Origin of the sequence: Parablautia sp. Marseille-Q6255, assembly GCF_951230155.1 — a bacterium.
In the GTDB taxonomy this organism is placed as follows: domain Bacteria; phylum Bacillota; class Clostridia; order Lachnospirales; family Lachnospiraceae; genus Choladousia.
Map to the genome: position 1 here is coordinate 49,582 of NZ_CATNVD010000014.1, position 21,216 is coordinate 70,797.

Sequence of the window (21,216 nt, forward strand, 5' to 3'; positions counted from 1 at the left end):
AACATGAGGATGGACAGGAGAAGAGACAAGAACCTGATCGTGGAACCAAATGCAGCAATGCCGGGGAGAAAATACAGTGAAGAAAAACCCTGGTCTTGTAAATATTGTTATTGGTGGGAAGGAAGAAAAAAGGGATGCATTGAGAAGCAGTGCTATTATTTGCTTCCCACAAAGGATCAAGGAAAGAAAGGAAGTGGTTAATTGCAGGATGAAGTGAATGAAAAAATCATAGCTCTGTGTGTCCAGACAACCCGGATGAGTACCGGTGTGTTAAAGGCATCTATGAGAAAATTTCTGGATGGAATGAACAGACAGAAACAGAAGCGAGTACAGGTAAAACAGGCTGTCAAAACGGGGAAAGCACAGGAAAAGGGCAGAGAAAAAGAAAGAAAACGACAGGAGATGAAAAAGCCTCATGGAAAGCAGACGATAAAGCAACTGATCGCACAGGGAGCACAGCTTACAAATATCCAGATTACAGATCAAAATATCAAGTCTTTTGACCGGGTAGCCCGAAAATATGGGATTGATTATAGTCTGAAAAAGGATTCCCGTGTGGAACCGCCGTTGTATCTGGTATTTTTTAAATCGAAAGATGTGGATGTGATGACGGCTGCTTTTAAAGAATATGCAGGTATAGAGCTGGATCAGTCTAAAAAGAAAAAACCTTCTGTCCGAAAGAAACTACAGAAGACAAAGGAGAGAAAAGCAAAACAACGTCAGAGAGTAAAAACAAGACAGAAAGTCAGAGGACAGGAACGATGATCCGGGAAAAGATGCAGAATATCCAGATGAAGAGAGTGGTGATATTAAGCATTCCGTATCTGATCATCTTCTATCTTGCAGATAAATGCTTTTGGCTTTATCGTCATTGTATGGGAAATAGCATGATTGAAAAAATCGGTGTGATGCTGATGAATTTCCCATTGGCATTTACCAACTGGTTTCCGAGCTTTTATCTACAAGATTTGCTGGGAGGTGTGATCGTAGCACTTATTTTTAGAATCGTCTTGTATTATAAAGCGAAGAATGCAAAGAAGTTCCGGCATGGAGAGGAGTATGGATCAGCCCGGTGGGGAAATCGGAAAGATATCGAACCATTTGAAGATCCGGTATTTGAGAACAATATCATTCTGACCGAAACAGAACGGCTTACGATGAATAGCAGACCGAAAGCTCCTAAATATGCCAGAAACAAGAATGTGATTGTGATCGGAGGATCAGGTTCTGGAAAAACAAGGTTTTATGTAAAGCCTCAACTTATGCAAATGACAGATCATGTATCCTATGTGGTGACAGATCCAAAGGGAACGATCATCGTAGAATGTGGAAAGATGCTAGTAAATGGAGGATATCGGATCAAGGTGCTGAATACGATCAATTTCAAAAAGTCGATGCACTATAATCCATTCCATTACATCCGTAGTGAAAAAGATATCCTCAAACTTGTGAATACCATCATAGCAAATACGAAGGGGGAAGGAGAAAAATCTACGGAAGATTTCTGGGTGAAAGCGGAACGCCTTCTGTATTCTGCTCTGATCGGTTATATTTGGTATGAAGCGCCGGAAGAAGAACAGAACTTTTCTACTCTTTTGGAATTCATCAATGCCAGTGAAACGAGAGAAGAAGATGAAGAATTTAAGAATGCGGTCGATGAACTGTTTGAAGAATTGGAGGCGGATAATCCGGAACACTTTGCAGTCAGACAATATCGAAAATATAAGCTGGCTGCCGGAAAAACAGCGAAGTCGATCCTTATTTCCTGCGGTGCCAGACTTGCTCCTTTTGATATCCAGGAACTTCGGGAGATCATGTCTTATGATGAAATGGAGCTGGATATGATCGGGGACCAGAAGACAGCAATGTTCGTGATTATCAGTGATACCGATGATACATTCAATTTTGTGGTGGCGATCATGTACACACAGCTTTTTAATCTGCTCTGTGATAAAGCAGATGATGAGCATGGTGGAAGACTTCCGTACCATGTGCGATTACTGCTGGATGAGTTCAGTAATATTGGGCAGATCCCGAAATTCGACAAATTGATCGCAACGATCCGAAGCCGTGAAATCTCTGCTTCTATTATTTTACAGTCACAGAGCCAGTTAAAAACCATTTATAAGGATGCGGCTGAAACCATCACAGGGAATTGCGATACCGTATTATTTCTTGGAGGAAAAGAAAGCTCCACGTTAAAGGAGATATCGGAAACGCTGGGAAAAGAGACCATCGATCTTTACAATACCTCTGATACCAGAGGGACAAGCCAGTCCTATGGTTTGAATTATCAGAAGACAGGGAAAGAATTGATGAGCCGGGATGAACTGGCTGTAATGGATGGAAATAAATGTATCTTACAGCTTCGAGGCGTACGGCCATTTCTCAGTAACAAATATGATATCACAAAGCATAAGAGATATAAGGAACTTGCGGATGCAGATGAAAGAAATGCTTTTGATGTGGAAAAATATCTGGAGCATAAGCTGGTATTTTCGCAAGATACAAAATTTGAGATGTATGAAGTGGATGTAACGGATGACGATGTGAAAGAAGCAGAACAGAATATATCATAGAAAAGCGCGAAGAAGATATGAAAACAGAATAAAAAGCGTTAGTGCATATAGATATCCATCTATGTGCTCTTTTTTTGCGTTTTTTTAAGAAAAAGTCCTGATGATCAGGCAGAAAGGAGAAGGAAGTGAAGATAAAAATAAGATCCCCTTGCAAAGAAAACAGGTAAAAAAAGAGGTCTGAATAATAGGGAAAGGAGAGAGGAAACGCTGACAGACCATAGAAACAGCGTTTATTCAGAAAAGAATATGGGATTTTTTGGAAGTGCGATTACAATCTTACAGACATTAGTCGTAGCGATTGGTGCAGGTCTTGGTGTCTGGGGTGTCATTAACCTGATGGAAGGTTACGGAAATGATAATCCGGGCGCAAAATCACAGGGAATTAAGCAGCTTATGAGTGGCGGTGGTGTGATCCTGATCGGTACACAGTTGATTCCGCTTTTGAGTGGATTATTTGGTTAAAGGAAAGGAGTAGAGATCCATGTTCAATCAAATTTTTGATGCGATTGAGGAATGGATGAGGGAACTTCTAACAGGTATGATCAGTTCTAACCTGGACCGTATGTTTACGGATGTCAATCAGAAGACAAGTGAGATTGCGGGCCAGGTTGGACAGACACCACAAGGATGGAATGGCAGTATCTTTAGTATGATTGAAGGATTGTCGAATTCGGTCATCATGCCGATTGCAGGCATCATCATAACCTTTGTCTTGTGTTATGAACTGATCTCCATGCTGACAGAACGCAATAACATGCATGATATTGATACATGGATGTTCTTTAAATATTTTGTGAAAATGTGGATCGCCGTTTATCTGGTAAGCAATACATTTACCATTACGATGGCAGTCTTTGATGTAGGACAAAGCGTCGTAAACTCGGCGGCAGGGCTGGTTTCCGGAGATACATCCATTGATATCAGCTCTGCGATCACAGATTTATCTACTACATTGGAAAGCATGGAGATCGGAGAACTTGTGATATTGGCATTGGAAACTTTGATCGTAAGTTTCTGTATGAAGATCATGTCTGTACTCATTACGGTTATCTTGTATGTCCGTATGATAGAAATTTACCTTTATACCTCAGTTGCACCGATCCCATTCGCAACGATGAGCAACAGAGAGTGGGGACAGATCGGAACGAATTATTTCAGAGGACTCTTTGCCCTGGCATTCCAGGCATTTCTGATGATGGTATGTGTTGCTATTTATGCAGTATTAGTGGCAGGCATCCAGTTTTCAGATAATCTGAGTTCCTCATTATTTGGTGTAATGGCATATACGGTGATCTTATGTTTCAGTCTGTTCAAGACAGGATCACTCAGTAAGTCAATCTTTAATGCACATTAATAAAGAAAGGAAGTGAAACACATGGCGTATGTGAGTGTGCCGAAAGATTTAACGAAAGTAAAGAATAAAGTGGCATTTAATCTTACGAAAAGGCAATTGATCTGTATTGGCATTGGAGCAGCTATGGGGATTCCCTGTTATTTTCTCTTTAGAAATGCTCTTGGAATCAATAATGCTGCAGTCCTTATGGTCCTTATGATGCTGCCGGCCTTTTTGTTTGCCATGTATGAGAAAGATGGAATGCATCTGGAAGACGTGTTGATGCATGTGATCCGGATGAAATTTATCCGGCCATCTGTCAGAAAATATGAAACTGAAAACTATTATGAATCGGATCCGGATGGAGAAGATCAGAAAACGATGAGAAAGGAAGAGAGGAAAGGGGGAAAAAGCGGTGGTAAGAAAAAGGAAAAAGACCGCAAATAAAAAGAAGAATGGAAAAAAAGATGTAAAGAAACTTACCGTTCAACAGACCATTGCCTACAAAGAAATGGGAAGGGATGGTATTTGCAGGGTGCAAGGAAATGTCTATTCCAAATGTATCCGGTTTTACGATATCAACTATCAGTTAGCACAGAATGAAGATAAGAATGCGATCTTTGAAAACTGGTGTGATTTCCTGAACTATTTTGACAGCAGCATCCATTTTCAGCTCAGTTTTATCAATCATAAGAGCAGCATGAAAGAATTTGAGCAGGTGATCAAGATCAGTCCACAGGGAGATGCTTATGATGATATCCGTATGGAATATGCCAACATGCTGAAAAAACAGCTTGCAAAAGGCAACAATGGTTTGGTGAAAACGAAATACATCACCTTTTCCATTGAAGCGGAAAATATCCGGGAAGCAAAACCGAAGCTGGAGCGTATCGAATCCGATATCCTGAATAATTTTAAGATCCTTGGTGTGATGGCGTATCCTCTGAATGGGGAGGAACGATTGCGGATTTTGTATGAAACCTTTAATCCGGATTCCACAGTAGATTTCCAGTTTGATTATGGCTCTATGATCAAAACCGGTTTAAACACAAAAGATTATGTAGCGCCTACCAGTTTTGTCTTTAAGGATGGGAAGACCTTCCAGATGGGAAATACGATGGGGGCGGTTTCTTATTTACAGATCCTTGCTCCGGAGCTGACAGACAAGATGCTTGCAGAGTTTTTGGATATTGATAAGGACTTGATCGTAAATCTGCATATTCAGTCTGTGGATCAGATGAAAGCGATCAAGCTGGTAAAAAGTAAAGTAACGGATATCAACAGAATGAAAATTGAAGAGCAGAAAAAAGCAGTAAGAGCAGGGTACGATATGGATATCATTCCATCGGATCTGAATACCTATGGAGGGGAAGCAAAACGGCTTTTGGAAGATCTGCAGTCACGAAATGAGCGTATGTTCCTTGTAACAGCGCTCTTTTTAAATACAGCAAAAAGCAAACAGGAATTGGAAAATACGATCTTTCAGACAGCTGGTATCGCACAGAAATATAATTGTATGTTAAAGCGCCTGGACTATCAGCAGGAAGAAGGCTTGATGAGCAGCCTTCCCCTTGGAGTCAGCCATATTCCGATAAAAAGAGCGCTGACAACGACCAGTACAGCAATTTTTGTACCGTTTACCACACAGGAATTATTTATGGGCGGCGATTCTTTGTATTATGGACTGAACGCTACCAGCAATAATCTGATCATGGTAGACAGGAAAAAGTCAAAAAATCCAAATGGACTGATCCTTGGAACACCCGGATCAGGAAAATCCTTTGCGGCAAAAAGGGAAATGACGAATGTATTTTTTACGACCAATGATGATATTATCATTGGAGATCCGGAAGGCGAGTATTATCCTTTGGTCCATGCTTTGGGAGGACAGGTCATCCATATTTCTCCAAACAGTAAGGATTACATCAATCCGATGGATATCAACATGAATTATTCTGAGGATGATAATCCGCTGGGAGTAAAATCTGACTTTATTTTATCCCTTTGTGAGTTGATCATGGGAAGCCGGGATGGAATTGAAGCAGAAGAAAAGTCGGTCATTGACCGATGCCTTCCCCTTGTATATCAGAACTATTTTTCTGATCCGAAACCGGAAAACATGCCAATCCTGGGAGACCTGTATGATTGTCTCCGCAAACAGAAAGAACCTCAGGCACAGAGGATTGCCACAGCTCTGGAAATCTATGTCAACGGCTCTTTGAAGGTGTTCAATCACCAGACCAACGTAGAACTGAATAACAGGATTGTCTGTTTTGATATCAAGGAGCTTGGAAAGCAGTTGAAAAAGCTTGGAATGCTCATCATACAGGATCAGGTGTGGAACAGGGTGACGGTTAACCGTGGCGTAAAATCTACTTGGTACTATATCGATGAATTCCATCTTCTTCTGAAAGAAGAGCAGACCGCATCTTATTCGGTGGAGATCTTCAAGAGATTTAGGAAGTGGCAAGGCATCCCGACAGGAATCACGCAGAATATAAAGGACCTCCTTGCCAGCCGTGAGATTGAAAATATTTTGGATAATAGTGATTTTATTCTGATGTTAAATCAGGCTGCAGGTGACCGGCAGATCCTGGCAAAACAATTAAATATCTCACCGTATCAGTTGTCTTATGTTACGAATTCCGGGGAAGGAGAAGGACTTCTCTTCTATGGGACAACAATCATTCCGTTTAAGGATAAATTTGATAAGTCGCTGAAGTTATATTCGCTCATGACAACAAAGCCGGAAGAAGTGGAACAAAGAGAAAAGGAAGGAGGCGGAAGTCTTGGCAGGGAAAGAACTGAAAGGAAGAGAGAAAGTTGTAAGTAAAATGACAAGAGACGGTCTGACGGAAGAAAATCTGGCAGATGGTTCTGTAAAAGATATCAGCCATAAAAGCCGAGGCAGACCGCCGGAAATGAAACAGGACTTTGTTTTTGACCGGGAAAAGAAGAAAGACAAGCTGTCAGATGGACAAAGCGAGGAACGGAATCTGCAAAAAAAGCAGATCCGAAACTCCTCTTTGCGAAAAGAAGCAATATCTGAGGAACCTATTTTAGAAGAATCTGTGTTAGACGGAGAGGGAGCTGGGGAGAAAAACGTATCTGAAAAATCTCCCCAATACAAGAAAAAGTTTCGGGAACATGCGCAGATACCGGAAGATGACTCCTTGACCGGACAGAAGAAAAAGATCCGGAAAAAGCAGATCCAGAAACAGATGAGAAAAGAGCAGGCAAAATCCGGAAGGTTATCCTTTGATGATGAGGAAAATCAGATGGTAAAAGGACCGGGGATAAAACCGGGCAGAACCATTGGAAGGTATGCGGTAAGGGATGCAATTTCAAAAGGGGTATCGGATCCAGAAGAAGAGGAACAGGATGTTGCAACGGAAACGGTTCAGTTTGCAGAAAGAGGAACCGAAACAGCAATAAGAGGTCTGCGCTATGCACAGCTTCGGAGCCAGCGTGCAGATGTAAAGGCAAACCGGAGAGGATATCATCTGGATGAAACCGGAGAAAAGTTAAAATTTGATATGAGTGACAGCATGGGAAAAGCAGGGGCGGAGGAAACGGCCAAAAAGTCGGAAGAGAAGAAAAGGGTTCTGAACCGCTTTTTTCAGAGAAAACGATATAAGGATGCCTATCGGGCTGCCAGAACAGGAAAATCTGCAGGCAGTGCAGCAACTGTTGCCGGCGTTGAGAATATAACCGTGAAAGCGAAGATCGCATTAAAAGAGATTGTGAAGCGGAATCGGGCTGTATTTTTTGGCGCCGGTATTTTTGTGCTTTTATTTCTGATCGTGGCAGTATCTTTGGGAAGCTGCAGCGCTTCCATACAAGGGGGCGGCTCTGTGATCGAGATCACCACATATCCGGGAACAGATGAAGATATCTATGCGGCTGAGAACTACTATGTTTCTTTGGAAACAGCTTTGAACCAGCAGATCAATGAGATGGAAACCACTCATCCGGACTATGATGAATACCAGTACAACGTAGGAGAGATTGCTCATAATCCGTATCATCTGATCTCCTATCTGACAGCAAAATATGGGGATTGGAAATTTGAAGATATCAAGGATGAATTACAGGCTTTATTTGAAGCACAGTACAGCTTGGATACAGAAAGCAAAACAGAAACCGTGACAGAAACGAAGACGGTACGGGTAGGGGAATCCTTAGGGAACGTAGTTACCAGCGGTTACTGTAATTGTTCAATCTGTTGCGGACAATGGTCAGGCGGTCCTACAGCGAGTGGCGTTTATCCAACCGCAAACCATACGATCGCGGTAGATGCTTCTGATCCATTTGTTCCGATGGGAACAAAGATTGTGATGAATGGCGTGGAATATACCGTAGAGGATACGGGAGCCTTTGCAAGATATGGAGTGCAGTTCGATGTTTACTATGATAATCATAGCGCAGCATCCGCACATGGTCATAAGACCTGGGAAGCGTTTATTGCGGATAGTAACGGAAGCAATGAAGTGACGGTAACGAATACAACAACGAAAAAGATCTTGTATGTAACCTTAGGGAATACAGGATTTGATGCAGTCGCAAGAGCCAATCTGAATGAGGAACAGATGATCCTATACAATGCTTTAAATACCACCTATGGAAACAGAAATTATTTGTGGGATATCGGAAATATCTCCACGGGATCCGGTTCAGACGGAATGAGTTATGAGATACCACCGGAGGCATTGCAGGATGAAGAATTTGCCCGGATGATCCGGGAAGCAGAGAAATATCTGGGAGTTCCGTATGTATGGGGAGGATATTCTCCTTCTGGATTTGACTGTTCCGGATTTGTATCCTATGTGATCAATCATTGTGGAAATGGATGGAATCTGGGAAGACAGACCGCAGAGGGATTGCGAAACAGTTGTACGTTTGTTTCTCCGGGCGATGCAAAGCCAGGGGATCTGATCTTTTTCCAGGGAACGTACAGTACGCCAGGAGCAAGCCATGTGGGTATCTATGTGGGAAATAACATGATGATCCATTGTGGGGATCCGATCCATTATTCCAATATCGGTACAGCATACTGGCAGCAACATTTTATGTGTTTTGGCAGATTGCCATAAGAAAAGGAGAGTGAAAGATTTGAATAAAAAAATCAAGAAATATATGGAGGAGATCCATAAGACAGAACAGAAGATCGCTGATCTTCAGCAGTATCTCAAAGGACTTCATGCTGCTTTAAAACAGGAAGAAGATAATGAGATGATCAAAAGCATCCGTGGAATGAAATTAGACAGTCATGCCCTGCATGATCTTCTGAATGGAATCCAGGAAGGAACCGTAAAATTTCAGGTCAGCCAGGAGTCTGAGGAAGAAGGAACAGGCTCCTTTGTATTTACAGAAAAGAAAGAGGAGGGACATCCGTATGGTGAAATGGAAAAAACTGAATAAGAAAGTGGCAGGAGTATTGTTAGGCGTTATGGTGCTTTTTTCCGCATCTACAACAGCCTTTGCATATGTGGATCCGTCAGCAGAGACGGCAAATACAGAAGCGGCACAGACGGAGACGGTACAGAATGAAGAAACAGAAAAGCCGGTAGATGAGGGGGTTCTGCCGGAAAATAATACAACAGAGAAGAAAGAAGATGCTTTTACAGAACCGGGAAATGGGGAAGTTCAGGATGATATCCAGAATGGATCCAGTAAAGAATTCCTTACGATCACAACAAAGAATAACAATACCTTTTATCTTGTGATTGACCGTAGTTCTACCTCCCAGAATGTATATCTGTTATCCCAGGTAGATGAAAATGATCTGAAGGAATTTGTGGATCAGGAAAAAGAGCCGGCAACTGTCACACCCACTCCGCAGGTAGTCATCGATGAAAATAAAACCGAAGAAACCAATAAAAAAGAAGAGATAGAAAAGCCGGAAAAAGAGAAGATGCCACAAGCGAATATGGGAGCAATGGCAGCGATCCTTATTCTTGCGTTAGGTGGAGTTGCAGCTTATTACTACTTCAAGATCTATAAGCCAAAGAAAGAGGAAGAAGAGGATTTTGAAGAGGAAGGACTGGAAACAAGTGACGGATTGGAAATCATCAATGAGGATGAATTTGAAGACCGGGAAGAAGAAAATGAATAAAAAATAAAAAAAATGAGTGGAACGCCCTGTATTTTTGGGGCGTTTCCTTTCGTTATATGAAGGAGGTAATAAGTTATGTATTTAGTAATTGCAGAAAAACCAAGCGTGTCCAAAGCGATTGCAGAAGTGATCGGGGCATCAAAAAAAGAAGAAGGGTATCTGGAAGGAAAGGGATGCATTGTCAGTTGGTGTTTTGGCCATCTTGCAGAATATGTTCCACCGGATTCTTATGATGAAAGGTTTACCAGATGGCTGTATGAGGATCTTCCGATCATCCCAGAGGAATGGAAACTGGCAGTATCCAAAGATAAGAAAGAACAGTTCTATATTTTGAAAAAGCTGCTGAACCGCCCGGATATCGAGTTTGTGGTAAATGCCTGTGACGCCGGACGGGAAGGAGAACTTATCTTTAAGCATGTATATGATCTGTCCGGAAGTAAAAAGCCGGTCAAGAGATTATGGATCAGTTCGCTGGAAAGTTCTTCGATCTTAGAAGGGATGGAACATCTGAAAGCTGGAGAAACCTATCATAATCTGGCAGAAGCGGCGGTTTGCCGGGCACAGGCAGACTGGCTTGTCGGTATGAATGCGACAAGAGCTTACACAACAAAATATTTTAAAAAGCTGACAGTTGGACGCGTGCAGACACCGACACTTGCCATGCTTGTTGAAAGGCAGAAGCAGATTTCCGGTTTCAAAAAAGAAAAATATTTTAATGTAGTTTTGGATTGTGATGGACTGATCGCAGAGAAGAAGAAAATCTTCGATGTGGAAGAAGCAGAAAGAGTGTGGAAAACCTGTCAGGGCAGCGATGCGATTGTGGAAAAGGTGGAGTCAAAGGAAAAGACGGTAAAACCGCCGAAACTGTATGACCTGACAACCCTACAGAGAGAGGCGAACCGTATCTATGGAATGACTGCTCAGCAGACATTAAATGCGGCACAGAGCCTGTATGAGCAGAAGCTGATCACTTATCCACGTACAGACAGCCAGTATTTGACAAGTGATATGGAAGAAACAGCGAAACAAGTGATCCGTAAGATCCATGAGAAATATCAATTGATGGGACCGTTTGACCAGCCCAAAACACCGGAGGTAAAGAAGGTGCTGAATAACAAGAAAGTATCAGATCATCATGCAATCATTCCTACAGTAGAACTTGCAGAATTTGACTTCTCTAAGTTAAGAGAATGGGAACAGAAGATTTTATTCCTGATCGCAGTACATACCGTAGAAGCAATGGAAGAAGATCATGTATTCATGGAAACAGAGGTAGAAGTACGATGTCAGGATGAAATATTTAAAGCAAAAGGAAAAGTGATCAAACAGATCGGTTGGAAACTATATGAGGAATGCTTTAAGAATGAGGAGGGACTTGCCATAGAAAACCCGGCGGATGCAGGAAAAGACAGCATTCCCAAAGTAGAAGTAGACCAGAAGTTTTATAACGTATCGGCAGTGAAAACGGAACATTTCACAGTACCGCCGAAACCATACAGTGAGGATACCTTGCTTGCAGCTATGGAGACCGCTGGAAATAAAGAATTTGAGGAAGATACCGAGAAGAAAGGGCTGGGCACTCCGGCAACAAGAGCAGGGATCATAGAAAAACTGATCGCTTCCCAGTATGCGGTACGAAAAGGCAAACAGATCCTTCCAACAGAGGACGGAAAAGTATTGATCGATATCTTACCGGATTTCTTGAAGTCTGCCACCATGACAGCCGAATGGGAAAATCAACTGTTAGAGATGGAGCAGGGAAAGATGGCTCCGGGGCAGTTTATGACAGGTATCGAAAAGTTGCTTTCCATGATGCTGAATCATTGTGACTCCATTCCGGAAGAAGAGACACGAAGGTTCCAGAAAAAAGAGAGCGTGGGAACCTGTCCGGTCTGTGGCGGCCTGGTCTATGAAGGAAAGAAAAATTTCTATTGCGGTAACCGTGCATGTAATTTTTGTCTCTGGAAAGAAAACAAGTATTTACAGAGTATGGAAAAGGATATGGATGCCAGGATGGCTGCTGAGCTTTTGAAGAATGGAAGTGTTCATGTGAAGGATCTGTATTCCAGAAAAAAAGATCTGTATTTTGAAGCAGATCTGCATATGGAAGCCGATGAAAACGGGAGAGTGACATTTTCATTATCTTTCCCGAAAAAGAAAACAACGAAGAAAAATAAGAGAAAATAGAAGGAGGAATAAGATATGGATTTTAATCAATTTGTTGACGAAGTAAAGGGAGGAATTAAACAGTTTCTTCCGATTGAATATGAAGATGCACAGGTAAGAATCGAAGAAATCAAGAAATTAAATGAGAATTATCTCGGAATCACGGTCTTAAAAGAAAATCAGGTAATCGCGCCGACCTTTAACCTGAATCAGTTATACGAAATGTTCCAGTCAGATCCACAGAATTCTATGGAAAACATTTTGAGAAATATTACGGAGCTGGTGCTTGATGCACCGGAACAGTTTGATCCGAAGAGCATCACAGAATATGAGAATGCAAAGGATAAGCTGTTCATCCGCGTATCTTCAGCAGAAAAAAATGAAGAAATGCTGCAGAACGTACCTCACCAGATGAGAGAAGATCTGGCAATTACCTATCATCTTGCAATCAGCATTGATGATATTGGGGTGGGTTCTACGACGATCACGAATGATATTTTAAAGCGTTATGGGATTAGTGAGGAACAGCTTCATGCAGATGCTATGGAAAACAGTCCGAATGTCAGACCCATCCATGTGATGGTAATGGGAAGTATAATCGAGCAGCTTATGGGAATGGGATCAGAAACAATTCTGAAAGATGAATCTGTTCAGAGTATTGCAGAAGCTATCTCAAATGGAATGGGAAGTGAGAATCCGATGTTTATTGTAACGAACTCACAGACAGTGGATGGAGCAGGTGTGATTTTTTATTCGGAAGTAATGGATCAGATTGGGGAAGGCTTTCAGGGAGACTTCTTTATTCTGCCTTCTTCCACTCATGAAACATTAGTCATTCCAGATAATGGAGCATTTGATTACCGGGTTCTGGAGGATATGGTCCAGACGATCAATGAAAATGAAGTCGCTCCGGAAGAACGACTTTCCGATCATGTCTATCATTATGATGTGAAAGACCGGGTATTTGAAAGGGCAGATAAATTTGAAGAGCGTCAGAAAGAAAAGGCAGCTCAGCTCGATAAAAATGAATATACCGGAAAAGAGCAGAGTATGAAGCAGCCGAAAGCTAAGAAACATGAGATGGAATTATAGAAGTGTAGAGTCCGTATAACGATAAAATGGGAATCCCTCATACACACGGCTGTATGGGGGATTTTTTAAAAGAGAAAGAGAGGAAATGAATGAGCGAAGAATTGACAAAAACCAAATTACTTCCCATACAAGGGAAAGATATGGACAGTATCATGCAAAACCTGGAAACAGGAGTCGCAGAATTATTTACCAGTGAACGGTATCAGGAATATTTGAAAACCATGTCAAAATTCCATAATTATTCTTTTAATAATACGCTGTTGATCGCCATGCAAAGACCGGATGCCACCCTAGTAACGGGATATCGGAACTGGCAGTCTATGGGCAGACAGGTAAAAAAAGGGGAGAAGGGAATCACCATTATCGCACCGGCGCCGATCAAAAGGAAAAAGGAGCAGGCAGTATTGGATCAGGATCAGAAACCAGTCATCGGCCCGGATGGAAAACCAAAGACGGAAGAGGTGGAGGTCACACTTCCGTGTTTCAAGGCCATCACAGTATTTGATATTGAACAGACCACAGGAGAGCCGATCCAGACACTTGCTCCGGAAATCTTGACAGCGGCAGTAGAAGATTTTGATTTATTCCTGGAAGCAATCCGGGAAATCTCACCAGTGCCGATACGATTCGATGCGATCGAAGGATCTGCAAACGGTTATTATCACAACCTGGATAAAGAGATCGTGATCAAAAAAGAAATGAGCCAGAGCCAGACCTTAAAAACAGCGATCCATGAAACCGCACATGCAAGGTTACATGATAAGGAGATCATGGAAAGCCAGGGCATCGAGAAGGACCGGCTGACAAAAGAAGTGGAAGCAGAGTCAGTCGCGTATTGTGTGTGCTCTGCCTTTGAACTGGATACGTCAGAATACAGTTTTCCGTATATTGCAGGTTGGAGCAGTGGAAAAGAAATGAGAGAATTGAAAGCATCTATGGATGTGATCCGTAAGACGGCCGGAGAAATGATCGATGAACTGACAGAAAAAATAGAAATGATGCTGGAACAGAAACAAGAGAAATTACTTGCTGCAGTAGAAGCTGCCGGATACCGTTTTGCAAAAGAAGAAAGCAATTCCCAACATCTGCAGTTTATTCCGGACGGCACTCATAGGATGCAGGGACATTTATTTGCAAAATCCTGGAATGAAGTGGAACGATGGGTAGATGCAATCATAGAAAAAGGAGATCCAATCCAGAAAGAACGTGTAGAGCGAGTAATCTATCCGGAACGGTTTGAACAGAGTTTTGAAGAAATGATGTTTACAAGAAAAGAATGCAGACTCTCAATTTATCATTTAGATGAAAATGGCTCTGGAAAAGATCAATTATTTGTAGGAATGGAAGACTTGCAGAAAAAAGGGATCACGGTAACTGCTGATCAGTATCGATGTGTTTATTCCAGCCTGTATCTGCCAAATGAAGATATGAATGCGATTTACAGTATTTTTAATGATGATCCACCGGCAGATTATAAGGTACACTCCCTGTCTGTCAGTGATGTTGTGATTATGAATCAGAATGGGGATATGAAAGCATATTTTGTGGATCGCTTTGGCTTCCAGGAACTTCCGGATTTTGTGGAAGAGAGAAAAAAGATACTTGGAATGGAAAGTGACATTCAGAAAAAGGATGTCTTAGAGCAAACGAGCTGTATCAGCTTCTATGCGGCAGAATGTTCAGAGTTTCCGGTATTAGGAGAAGTTCATCATGATCTTACTTTGCCGGAAGCTTTAGAAGCGTATGAGAAGATACCGGCAGAACGGATGAATGGGATCAAGTCTGTTGGATTTAACCTGCAGGAAGGAAGCGATTATGACGGAATGATGGATCTGATGGTTGCCGGAAGATCACAAAGAGAGATCTTAGATTCCATACCATTCTATAAAGAAAATAAGTTGGTGCAGGAAGCTTTGAAACGTGTAGAACAATATATCGAAGAAAAGTCTCTGAATGTAGAGAAAACCAGACCAAAAGAAGAAAAAGGAGAGATACAGAAAACCAAATCTCAAAAAAGAAGGGAGGATATGAGCTTATGAGTAAAGTAACATTTGAAGAAGATGAATTGGCGGTTGTGGCTCTTTTCCAGGAAAACACTAGAAAAGATACGATAGATATTTTGAAAGACACTTTAGAGGTATTGGAAGAAACGAAAGAAGATCCGTTGGAAGACGATCTGCTGGAAACGATTGCATCTGCGATCAGTAAGTTACAGATGATAGAAGATAAATATTATTATTCCTTGGATTTGAATCGTTATCTGAATAACCTGGAGGATGATGCTTATGAAGAATGATCAATTTGCAGTTTACCGAGTAGACCGTCATTCGGAAGGGAGAGACCTCTGGCACCTTTCCTATCAGGAAGCGGTAAGCAGGAAACTTGCGATACGAATTGAATATTACCGGCAGATGGATATCAGGCCATTATTGGCGGGGGAGAGTGCAATTGCTTTATGGAAACGCATGAAAGAGTCCTGTGAAGTCAGTGATGTGCTTGTACTGAATCGGAATGGGGAAATCCATTGTTATTATGTCAATGAAGATTATCCACAGCTTTTATCAGGGTTCATCCGTTTAAACCCATCAGGTACATTGGTCACATTGGATACGGAAAATTACCGCATTAGTGGAAAGCCGGGAAACTGGATGGCTACGGATGATATCATCATTGATGGAAAACAGTTTTATCTCATGGAGCATCAGGAATATCACAGGCAGGTTGCCTATATCATCCTAGATAGTTATGGGAAGATGATCATGGAGGAATGTAAGAATGGATTTGATGAAAAAACCAAACAGAAACTCCATGAGCTTATGAAAACACCGGAACAAAGGGAACAGGAATATCAAAAATATAAAGAAAGGCTGGAACATTATCAGAAATTTTTTGAGAATGGGACTTATGAGAGAAGCTGGGAATCCGGAACAGAAGAAAACTATAATATGGTGGATGGCCAGGTAAATAATCTAAAAAATGCAGAAGAGAAAAGTGTGGAAAGAAAGCCGGCACAGAAGCTATACCAATCCTCAAAAAAGAAACCAAAGAAAAGAGAGTCAGTAATCAAGAGATTACGGGAAAAACAGATTGCAATCGCTGTGAAATCTGGAAAACCGGTACCGAGATATTTGGAGCAGGAGATGGAAAGGAGGAGAGACTAAATGCTATGAAATTGTCAAAGTATGAAAAAGAAACGATTATCCTGACAAATGAAGAAGATCGATATTATAGTGTCTATACATTTAATCAGGGATTACAGAAACGACTAAAGAATTTTGCAGAGAGATATCCGGAATGCTGCTATCTAAGCAACTCAACAAAAGAAGGAAGTGAAACCTATATAATCCAAAAGGGACGGTTATCATTGAATTTAAGACCTCCTTATGCAAAGGAACGAATTCAGAAAGCATTAGAAACAATTCAAATAGCACGTGAGGAGAAGTCGGATGATTCATAAGACACGATTTAAACAAAAAAAGCCTCATGACCATGAGGAAAAATGAAAGCAAAAAGTATTCTGTGATAAAGTAATAAGGCTTAGAAGAGAAAATGTCTCTTCTAGGCTTTTTTTTAGTAAGAAAGTAGTTTGGACATATGTTTTTGAAACGACAATAAGTATAGTAAAATTTGTACCAGAGGGCTATACTTTAACAGGACGATAAACATCGTCCTTTTTAAATTGCAAGAATACATAACGAAAGGAGGTTAAGAGAATGTCAAGGACTTCAAAAATTACTGCACTTTATGAGCGTTTATCAAGGGATGATGACCTTACTGGCGAGTCAAATTCAATTATCAATCAAAAGAAATACTTGGAAGATTATGCCCGTAGAAATGGGTTCGGTAACATTCGACATTTTACGGATGATGGTTTTTCGGGTGTGAATTTCAATCGCCCCGGCTTTCAAGCGTTGATTAAGGAAGTAGAAGCAGGCAATGTCGCAACAATCATTGTTAAAGATATGAGCCGATTAGGGCGAAATTATCTGCAAGTTGGCTTTTATACGGAAGTTTTATTTCCACAGAAAGATGTTCGTTTCCTTGCAATAAACAACAGTATTGATAGTGATAATGCTTCGGATAATGACTTTGCTCCGTTCTTGAATATTATGAATGAGTGGTATGCAAAAGACACAAGCAACAAAATCAAGGCTGTATTTGACGCTCGTATGAAAGATGGAAAGCGTTGTAGCGGTTCAATTCCTTATGGCTATAACCGATTACCAACCGACAAACAAACACTTGTGGTTGATCCTATGGCTTCTGAGGTGGTAAAGCATATCTTTCTGCTTGCAAACGATGGTAAAAGTCCACGAGAAATTGCAGAGATACTGACCGAAGAAAAGGTTTTAATCCCAGCAGCACACGCTAAAGAATATCACCCCGAACAATATAACGGAATAAAGTTTGCAGACCCTTGTATTTGGAGTGTATCAAGCGTTAGAAAGATTTTAGACAGACAGGAATATCTTGGGCATACTGTTTTGAGAAAGTCTGTCAGCACGAATTTTAAGCTGCATAAGAGAAAAAGTACCGATGAAGAAGAACAATATGTGTTTTATAATACTCACGAGCCTATCATATCGCAAGAACTTTGGGACAGTGTTCAAAGAAGAAGGCAACGAGCAAACAGAACAGCTGCAAGAGGTACACACACAAACCGATTAAGCGGTTATCTATATTGTGCGGATTGTGGCAGAAGATTGACCTTACAGACACATTACAGCAAAAAAGACCGTTCCTTACAGTATTCTTATCGCTGTGGTGGATATGCCAGCAGAGTAAACTCCTGTACGGCTCATTCCATTAGTGTTGATAATGTAGAAGCCTTGATATTATCAACAGTAAAAATCCCGAAAGAGCCTGGAAGCGCGTATGGCCAAGTTAAACGACCAGAGCCGCAAGGACGATGTAATCACCTTTGAGGAACTCGGCGTAGATAAGCTGTATGTGGACGAGGCCCACGGCTTCAAAAATTTGTTCCTGGCAACGAAAATGCGGAACGTAGCCGGTATCGGCCAATCCGAAGCGCAGAAGTCCTCCGATATGTTTGCCAAGTGCCGGTATCTGGACGAGATCACCGGCGGGCGCGGTGTCGTCTTTGCAACGGGAACCCCGGTCAGTAATTCAATGGTCGAACTCTATACCATGATGCGCTACCTGCAATATGACATGCTGAAAGAAAGCGGCCTGGAACACTTTGATAGCTGGGCGGCCAACTTTGGCGAAACCATCACCGCGCTGGAGATGGCCCCGGAGGGCACCGGCTTCCGTTCCAAGACCCGGTTTGCCAAGTTTTTCAACCTCCCGGAACTTATGTCCATGTGGCGGGAAGCGGCGGACATTCAAACCGCTGAAATGTTAAAGCTGCCTGTGCCGGAAGCAGATAAAATCACGGTAGTCACCAAGCCCAGCGATTTTCAGCGGGCGATGGTGGAGGATTTGGGCGAACGGGCCGATCTGGTGCGCACTCGACAGGTGGAACCCCGCCAGGACAATATGCTGAAAATCACGTCGGACGGAAGAAAGCTGGCCCTGGATCAGCGGCTGGCCGACCCCTCCCTGCCCGATGACCCGGAGAGCAAAATCAATTCCTGTGTCAAAAATGTGCTTCAGGTGTGGCGTGATACAGCGGAAATTAAGGGCACCCAGCTTGTATTCTGCGATTTGTCCACTCCCAAAAACGACGGTTCTTTCAATGCCTATGATGATATAAAACAAAAGCTGATGGCCCAGGGCGTACCGCCGGAGGAAATCGCCTATATCCACGACGCGAAAACCGAAACGCAGAAAGCCGAACTGTTTGCCAAAGTACGAAAAGGCCAGGTGCGGGTGCTTTTAGGCTCCACGGCCAAAATGGGCGCGGGCACCAACGTCCAGACCCGGCTTGCCGCCCTGCACCATCTGGATTGTCCGTGGCGGCCAGCAGATGTAGGACGGATTTTGCGGACATTCAAAATAAAAAAGAATGTGGAGGTAACAGACAATGGCAAAATCATTATTTGAGGAACTGGGCGGCAAATACGAAAGGCAAGGGGATTATTTGATACCGTGCTTAACTGTACCCGCCGAAGAAGAACAGGCAATAGGCATCTGGGGGCAACGGCATTTAGATTATCTAAAACAGTTGATGTTAGAATATAAATAGTACAAAATAAACATGACCATTTTCAATAAATAGTATATGATAGTCATAGATCAAGGAGGAGAATGGTTATGGCAAAAGGTACAAAATATTCCCAACAGTTTAAAGAGGATGCAGTACAGTATCGCTTGGATCATCCTGAGCTGCCACTTCGCAAGACTTCTGAGAATCTTGGAGTCAGCGAATCTGCACTGAAAAACTGGATGAAAGCAGCAAAGGAACATAAAGGAGAGGTTCCTACCCGTGGTTCTGGAAATTATGCAAGTGAGGAAGCAAAAGAGATTGCCAGATTGCAGCGTGAATTACGAGATACGAAGGATGCTCTTGAAGTGTTAAAAAAAGCAATCGGTATTCTGGGAAACTGACAAAAGCTCTTTACACGGCTACTTCTGAGTACGTGAAAGAAATCAAATCCCTGCCCGTGAAACGTCAGGTTTCTGTCAGCGGAATACTGAAAAAATTAGGCGTTTCACGTTCGGGTTACAATGCATGGAAGAAACGGGTTCCTTCGGACACGTCTGTTCGCCGTGCAGTTTTAAAAGAAAAAATTCAAAAGATCTACGAGGAATCCCATCAAAACTACGGTGCTCCTAAAATTACTGCAGAATTGCGAAAATCCGGGGAGTATGTTTCCGAAAAAACAGTTGGAAACTATATGCGTCAAATGGGAATCAAAGCCCATTGGGTGAAACCATATGTCCAGACAACCATAGACTCTGATTTCAGCCAGAAACTCAAAAATATCCTCAACGAGGAATTCAATCCTGCTCATCCAGATGCTGTCTGGTGTTCAGATATCACTTATATTTGGACATTTGAAGGATTTGTGTATCTTACCAGTGTGATGGATCTGTATTCAAGAAAAATCATTTCCTGGGTGTTGAGTGAGACGCTGGAGGCATCCCACGTAGTGGAATGTGTTGAAAAAGCAAAACGTGTCAGAAATGTTGAAAAGCCGTTGATCTTCCACTGCGACAGAGGATGCCAGTACGTATCGGAAGCATTTCAAAAAGCAACCAAAGGTATGATTCACAGTTATTCAAAGAAAGCATATCCATGGGATAACGCCTGTATAGAATCTTTCCATGCACTTTTGAAGAGAGAATGGATCAACCGGTTTAAAATCTTTAATTATGCACATGCACATAAATTGATTTTTGAATACATCGAAACATTTTACAATACCGTGCGCATTCACAGTCATTGTGGATATTTGTCTCCAAATGAATATGAGGAACAATATCTTGAAAACATCGAGGAGAATGCAATAAAAATAGCAAGTTAAACTTCGCTCAGAACAGAGAAAATTGGTTACATTTAATTTGTACTTTTTCTTGACATAGGACCAAGTACCGTAAAGTTACATACACCAATCTTCTTACAAGCGGCAGGCTAAACGCCTACCTTGCCGACATCAACAGACAGGCACAGGAACGCTTTGAAAGGCTCATAGAGGGTATGAAACAGGCACAGGGCATAACGGAACAGCTAAAGGCAGAAAACGCCTTAGAATGGACAGGATGCCTCAATAACATAAGGGCTTGTGCGAGGGAGATTGTGGAAAAGGAAATTATTTTTGCATAAACAGATGATTAGTGGCAGGGGGAAATCCTGCCGCTTTTTCTGCTTTAGTTTGTCAGCTTGACAAATAAAGGGTTAAGGAATATAATTAGATTCAGTATTATACAAGGAGTTAATAAATATGCGGCAAGGTATTCTTAAATAAACTGTCAATTTGATAGTGGGAACAAAAAGTAGCAGTCCCGTTTCACTTTTAATATGGGGC

At 41.9% G+C, this 21,216-nt stretch carries 19 protein-coding genes and 3 pseudogenes; all 22 read left to right on the forward strand.

Going from position 1 to position 21,216, the window contains the following annotated elements; genetic code table 11:
- Positions 1-9: 9 nt before the first annotated feature.
- Positions 10-201, forward strand: coding sequence for a hypothetical protein (locus QOX44_RS11955; protein WP_009268908.1), 192 nt, complete (start codon positions 10-12; stop codon positions 199-201).
- Complete coding sequence (locus QOX44_RS11960; RefSeq protein ID WP_072447168.1) at positions 202-765, forward strand: PcfB family protein; 564 nt, start codon at positions 202-204, stop codon at positions 763-765.
- Positions 762-2,579 (forward strand): VirD4-like conjugal transfer protein, CD1115 family, encoded by a 1,818-nt coding sequence (locus tag QOX44_RS11965; protein ID WP_283683363.1) that lies wholly within the window; start codon positions 762-764, stop codon positions 2,577-2,579. Before QOX44_RS11960 ends, QOX44_RS11965 begins: the two co-directional genes overlap by 4 nt.
- A 246-nt stretch (positions 2,580-2,825) precedes the next feature.
- On the forward strand, positions 2,826-3,041 hold the full coding sequence (locus QOX44_RS11970; RefSeq protein ID WP_009268903.1) for a Maff2 family mobile element protein: 216 nt from the start codon (positions 2,826-2,828) through the stop codon (positions 3,039-3,041).
- Between the two features lie 19 nt (positions 3,042-3,060).
- Positions 3,061-3,933 carry a VirB6/TrbL-like conjugal transfer protein, CD1112 family gene (locus QOX44_RS11975; protein WP_117537621.1) on the forward strand — a complete coding sequence of 291 codons (873 nt, stop codon included), beginning with the start codon at positions 3,061-3,063 and terminating at the stop codon, positions 3,931-3,933.
- Positions 3,934-3,954: 21 nt separating this feature from the next.
- Positions 3,955-4,359: a PrgI family protein gene (locus QOX44_RS11980; RefSeq protein WP_120106234.1), complete on the forward strand. Its 405-nt coding sequence runs from the start codon at positions 3,955-3,957 to the stop codon at positions 4,357-4,359.
- On the forward strand, positions 4,328-6,745 hold the full coding sequence (locus QOX44_RS11985) for a VirB4-like conjugal transfer ATPase, CD1110 family (protein ID WP_120106237.1): 2,418 nt from the start codon (positions 4,328-4,330) through the stop codon (positions 6,743-6,745). The genes QOX44_RS11980 and QOX44_RS11985 overlap by 32 nt, the downstream gene beginning before the upstream one ends.
- A 1-nt stretch (position 6,746) precedes the next feature.
- Positions 6,747-9,005, forward strand: coding sequence for a C40 family peptidase (locus tag QOX44_RS11990; RefSeq protein ID WP_120106255.1), 2,259 nt, complete (start codon positions 6,747-6,749; stop codon positions 9,003-9,005).
- Between the two features lie 19 nt (positions 9,006-9,024).
- Positions 9,025-9,333, forward strand: a complete 309-nt coding sequence (locus QOX44_RS11995; RefSeq protein WP_016439433.1) for a DUF4315 family protein — start codon at positions 9,025-9,027, stop codon at positions 9,331-9,333.
- The gene (locus QOX44_RS12000; RefSeq protein WP_120106240.1) at positions 9,308-10,027 is read left to right on the forward strand and encodes a CD1107 family mobile element protein; all 720 of its coding nucleotides are present in this window, start codon (positions 9,308-9,310) and stop codon (positions 10,025-10,027) included. Before QOX44_RS11995 ends, QOX44_RS12000 begins: the two co-directional genes overlap by 26 nt.
- Before the next feature lie 75 nt (positions 10,028-10,102).
- Complete coding sequence (locus QOX44_RS12005) at positions 10,103-12,214, forward strand: DNA topoisomerase 3 (protein ID WP_120106243.1); 2,112 nt, start codon at positions 10,103-10,105, stop codon at positions 12,212-12,214.
- A 15-nt stretch (positions 12,215-12,229) separates the two neighbouring features.
- Positions 12,230-13,285: a DUF5688 family protein gene (locus QOX44_RS12010; RefSeq protein WP_120106246.1), complete on the forward strand. Its 1,056-nt coding sequence runs from the start codon at positions 12,230-12,232 to the stop codon at positions 13,283-13,285.
- 89 nt (positions 13,286-13,374) lie between these two features.
- The gene (locus QOX44_RS12015; RefSeq protein WP_283683366.1) at positions 13,375-15,324 is read left to right on the forward strand and encodes a YodL domain-containing protein; all 1,950 of its coding nucleotides are present in this window, start codon (positions 13,375-13,377) and stop codon (positions 15,322-15,324) included.
- Entirely contained in the window at positions 15,321-15,581 is a 261-nt protein-coding gene (locus QOX44_RS12020; RefSeq protein ID WP_117468702.1) for a transposon-transfer assisting family protein, read from the forward strand. Before QOX44_RS12015 ends, QOX44_RS12020 begins: the two co-directional genes overlap by 4 nt.
- Entirely contained in the window at positions 15,571-16,446 is an 876-nt protein-coding gene (locus QOX44_RS12025) for a DUF4316 domain-containing protein (protein ID WP_283683367.1), read from the forward strand. Before QOX44_RS12020 ends, QOX44_RS12025 begins: the two co-directional genes overlap by 11 nt.
- A gap of 5 nt (positions 16,447-16,451) precedes the next feature.
- Positions 16,452-16,742 carry a molecular chaperone gene (locus QOX44_RS12030; RefSeq protein WP_117537637.1) on the forward strand — a complete coding sequence of 97 codons (291 nt, stop codon included), beginning with the start codon at positions 16,452-16,454 and terminating at the stop codon, positions 16,740-16,742.
- A gap of 256 nt (positions 16,743-16,998) precedes the next feature.
- On the forward strand, positions 16,999-18,210 hold the full coding sequence (locus QOX44_RS12035; RefSeq protein ID WP_283683369.1) for a recombinase family protein: 1,212 nt from the start codon (positions 16,999-17,001) through the stop codon (positions 18,208-18,210).
- Positions 18,134-19,291: pseudogene (locus QOX44_RS12040) on the forward strand (helicase); the annotation flags it as partial. The gene QOX44_RS12035 and the pseudogene QOX44_RS12040, both read left to right, overlap by 77 nt.
- A pseudogene (locus QOX44_RS12045) lies at positions 19,272-19,412 on the forward strand (TnpV protein); the annotation flags it as partial. The pseudogenes QOX44_RS12040 and QOX44_RS12045, both read left to right, overlap by 20 nt.
- 89 nt (positions 19,413-19,501) lie before the next feature.
- A complete protein-coding gene (locus tag QOX44_RS12050) occupies positions 19,502-19,795 on the forward strand; it encodes a transposase (RefSeq protein WP_283683370.1) in 294 nt (97 codons plus the stop codon).
- A gap of 32 nt (positions 19,796-19,827) precedes the next feature.
- Complete coding sequence (locus QOX44_RS12055) at positions 19,828-20,715, forward strand: IS3 family transposase (RefSeq protein WP_283683371.1); 888 nt, start codon at positions 19,828-19,830, stop codon at positions 20,713-20,715.
- A 62-nt stretch (positions 20,716-20,777) separates the two neighbouring features.
- Positions 20,778-21,014 (forward strand): annotated as a pseudogene (locus tag QOX44_RS12060) (TnpV protein); the annotation flags it as partial.
- Between the last annotated feature and the right edge of the window lie 202 nt (positions 21,015-21,216).

Bases quoted from the DNA above. Each gene is read 5' to 3' on its own strand.
- QOX44_RS12020 (WP_117468702.1), top strand. From the start codon at position 15,321: ATGAGTAAAGTAACATTTGAAGAAGATGAATTGGCGGTTGTGGCTCTT.
- QOX44_RS11955 (WP_009268908.1), top strand. From the start codon at position 10: ATGGACAGGAGAAGAGACAAGAACCTGATCGTGGAACCAAATGCAGCA.
- QOX44_RS11975 (WP_117537621.1), top strand. From the start codon at position 3,061: ATGTTCAATCAAATTTTTGATGCGATTGAGGAATGGATGAGGGAACTT.
- QOX44_RS12050 (WP_283683370.1), top strand. From the start codon at position 19,502: ATGGCAAAAGGTACAAAATATTCCCAACAGTTTAAAGAGGATGCAGTA.
- QOX44_RS11980 (WP_120106234.1), top strand. From the start codon at position 3,955: ATGGCGTATGTGAGTGTGCCGAAAGATTTAACGAAAGTAAAGAATAAA.
- QOX44_RS12005 (WP_120106243.1), top strand. From the start codon at position 10,103: ATGTATTTAGTAATTGCAGAAAAACCAAGCGTGTCCAAAGCGATTGCA.
- QOX44_RS12030 (WP_117537637.1), top strand. From the start codon at position 16,452: ATGAAATTGTCAAAGTATGAAAAAGAAACGATTATCCTGACAAATGAA.
- QOX44_RS12010 (WP_120106246.1), top strand. From the start codon at position 12,230: ATGGATTTTAATCAATTTGTTGACGAAGTAAAGGGAGGAATTAAACAG.
- QOX44_RS11990 (WP_120106255.1), top strand. From the start codon at position 6,747: ATGACAAGAGACGGTCTGACGGAAGAAAATCTGGCAGATGGTTCTGTA.
- QOX44_RS12015 (WP_283683366.1), top strand. From the start codon at position 13,375: ATGAGCGAAGAATTGACAAAAACCAAATTACTTCCCATACAAGGGAAA.
- QOX44_RS11965 (WP_283683363.1), top strand. From the start codon at position 762: ATGATCCGGGAAAAGATGCAGAATATCCAGATGAAGAGAGTGGTGATA.
- QOX44_RS12025 (WP_283683367.1), top strand. From the start codon at position 15,571: ATGAAGAATGATCAATTTGCAGTTTACCGAGTAGACCGTCATTCGGAA.
- QOX44_RS12000 (WP_120106240.1), top strand. From the start codon at position 9,308: ATGGTGAAATGGAAAAAACTGAATAAGAAAGTGGCAGGAGTATTGTTA.
- QOX44_RS12035 (WP_283683369.1), top strand. From the start codon at position 16,999: ATGTCAAGGACTTCAAAAATTACTGCACTTTATGAGCGTTTATCAAGG.
- QOX44_RS11970 (WP_009268903.1), top strand. From the start codon at position 2,826: ATGGGATTTTTTGGAAGTGCGATTACAATCTTACAGACATTAGTCGTA.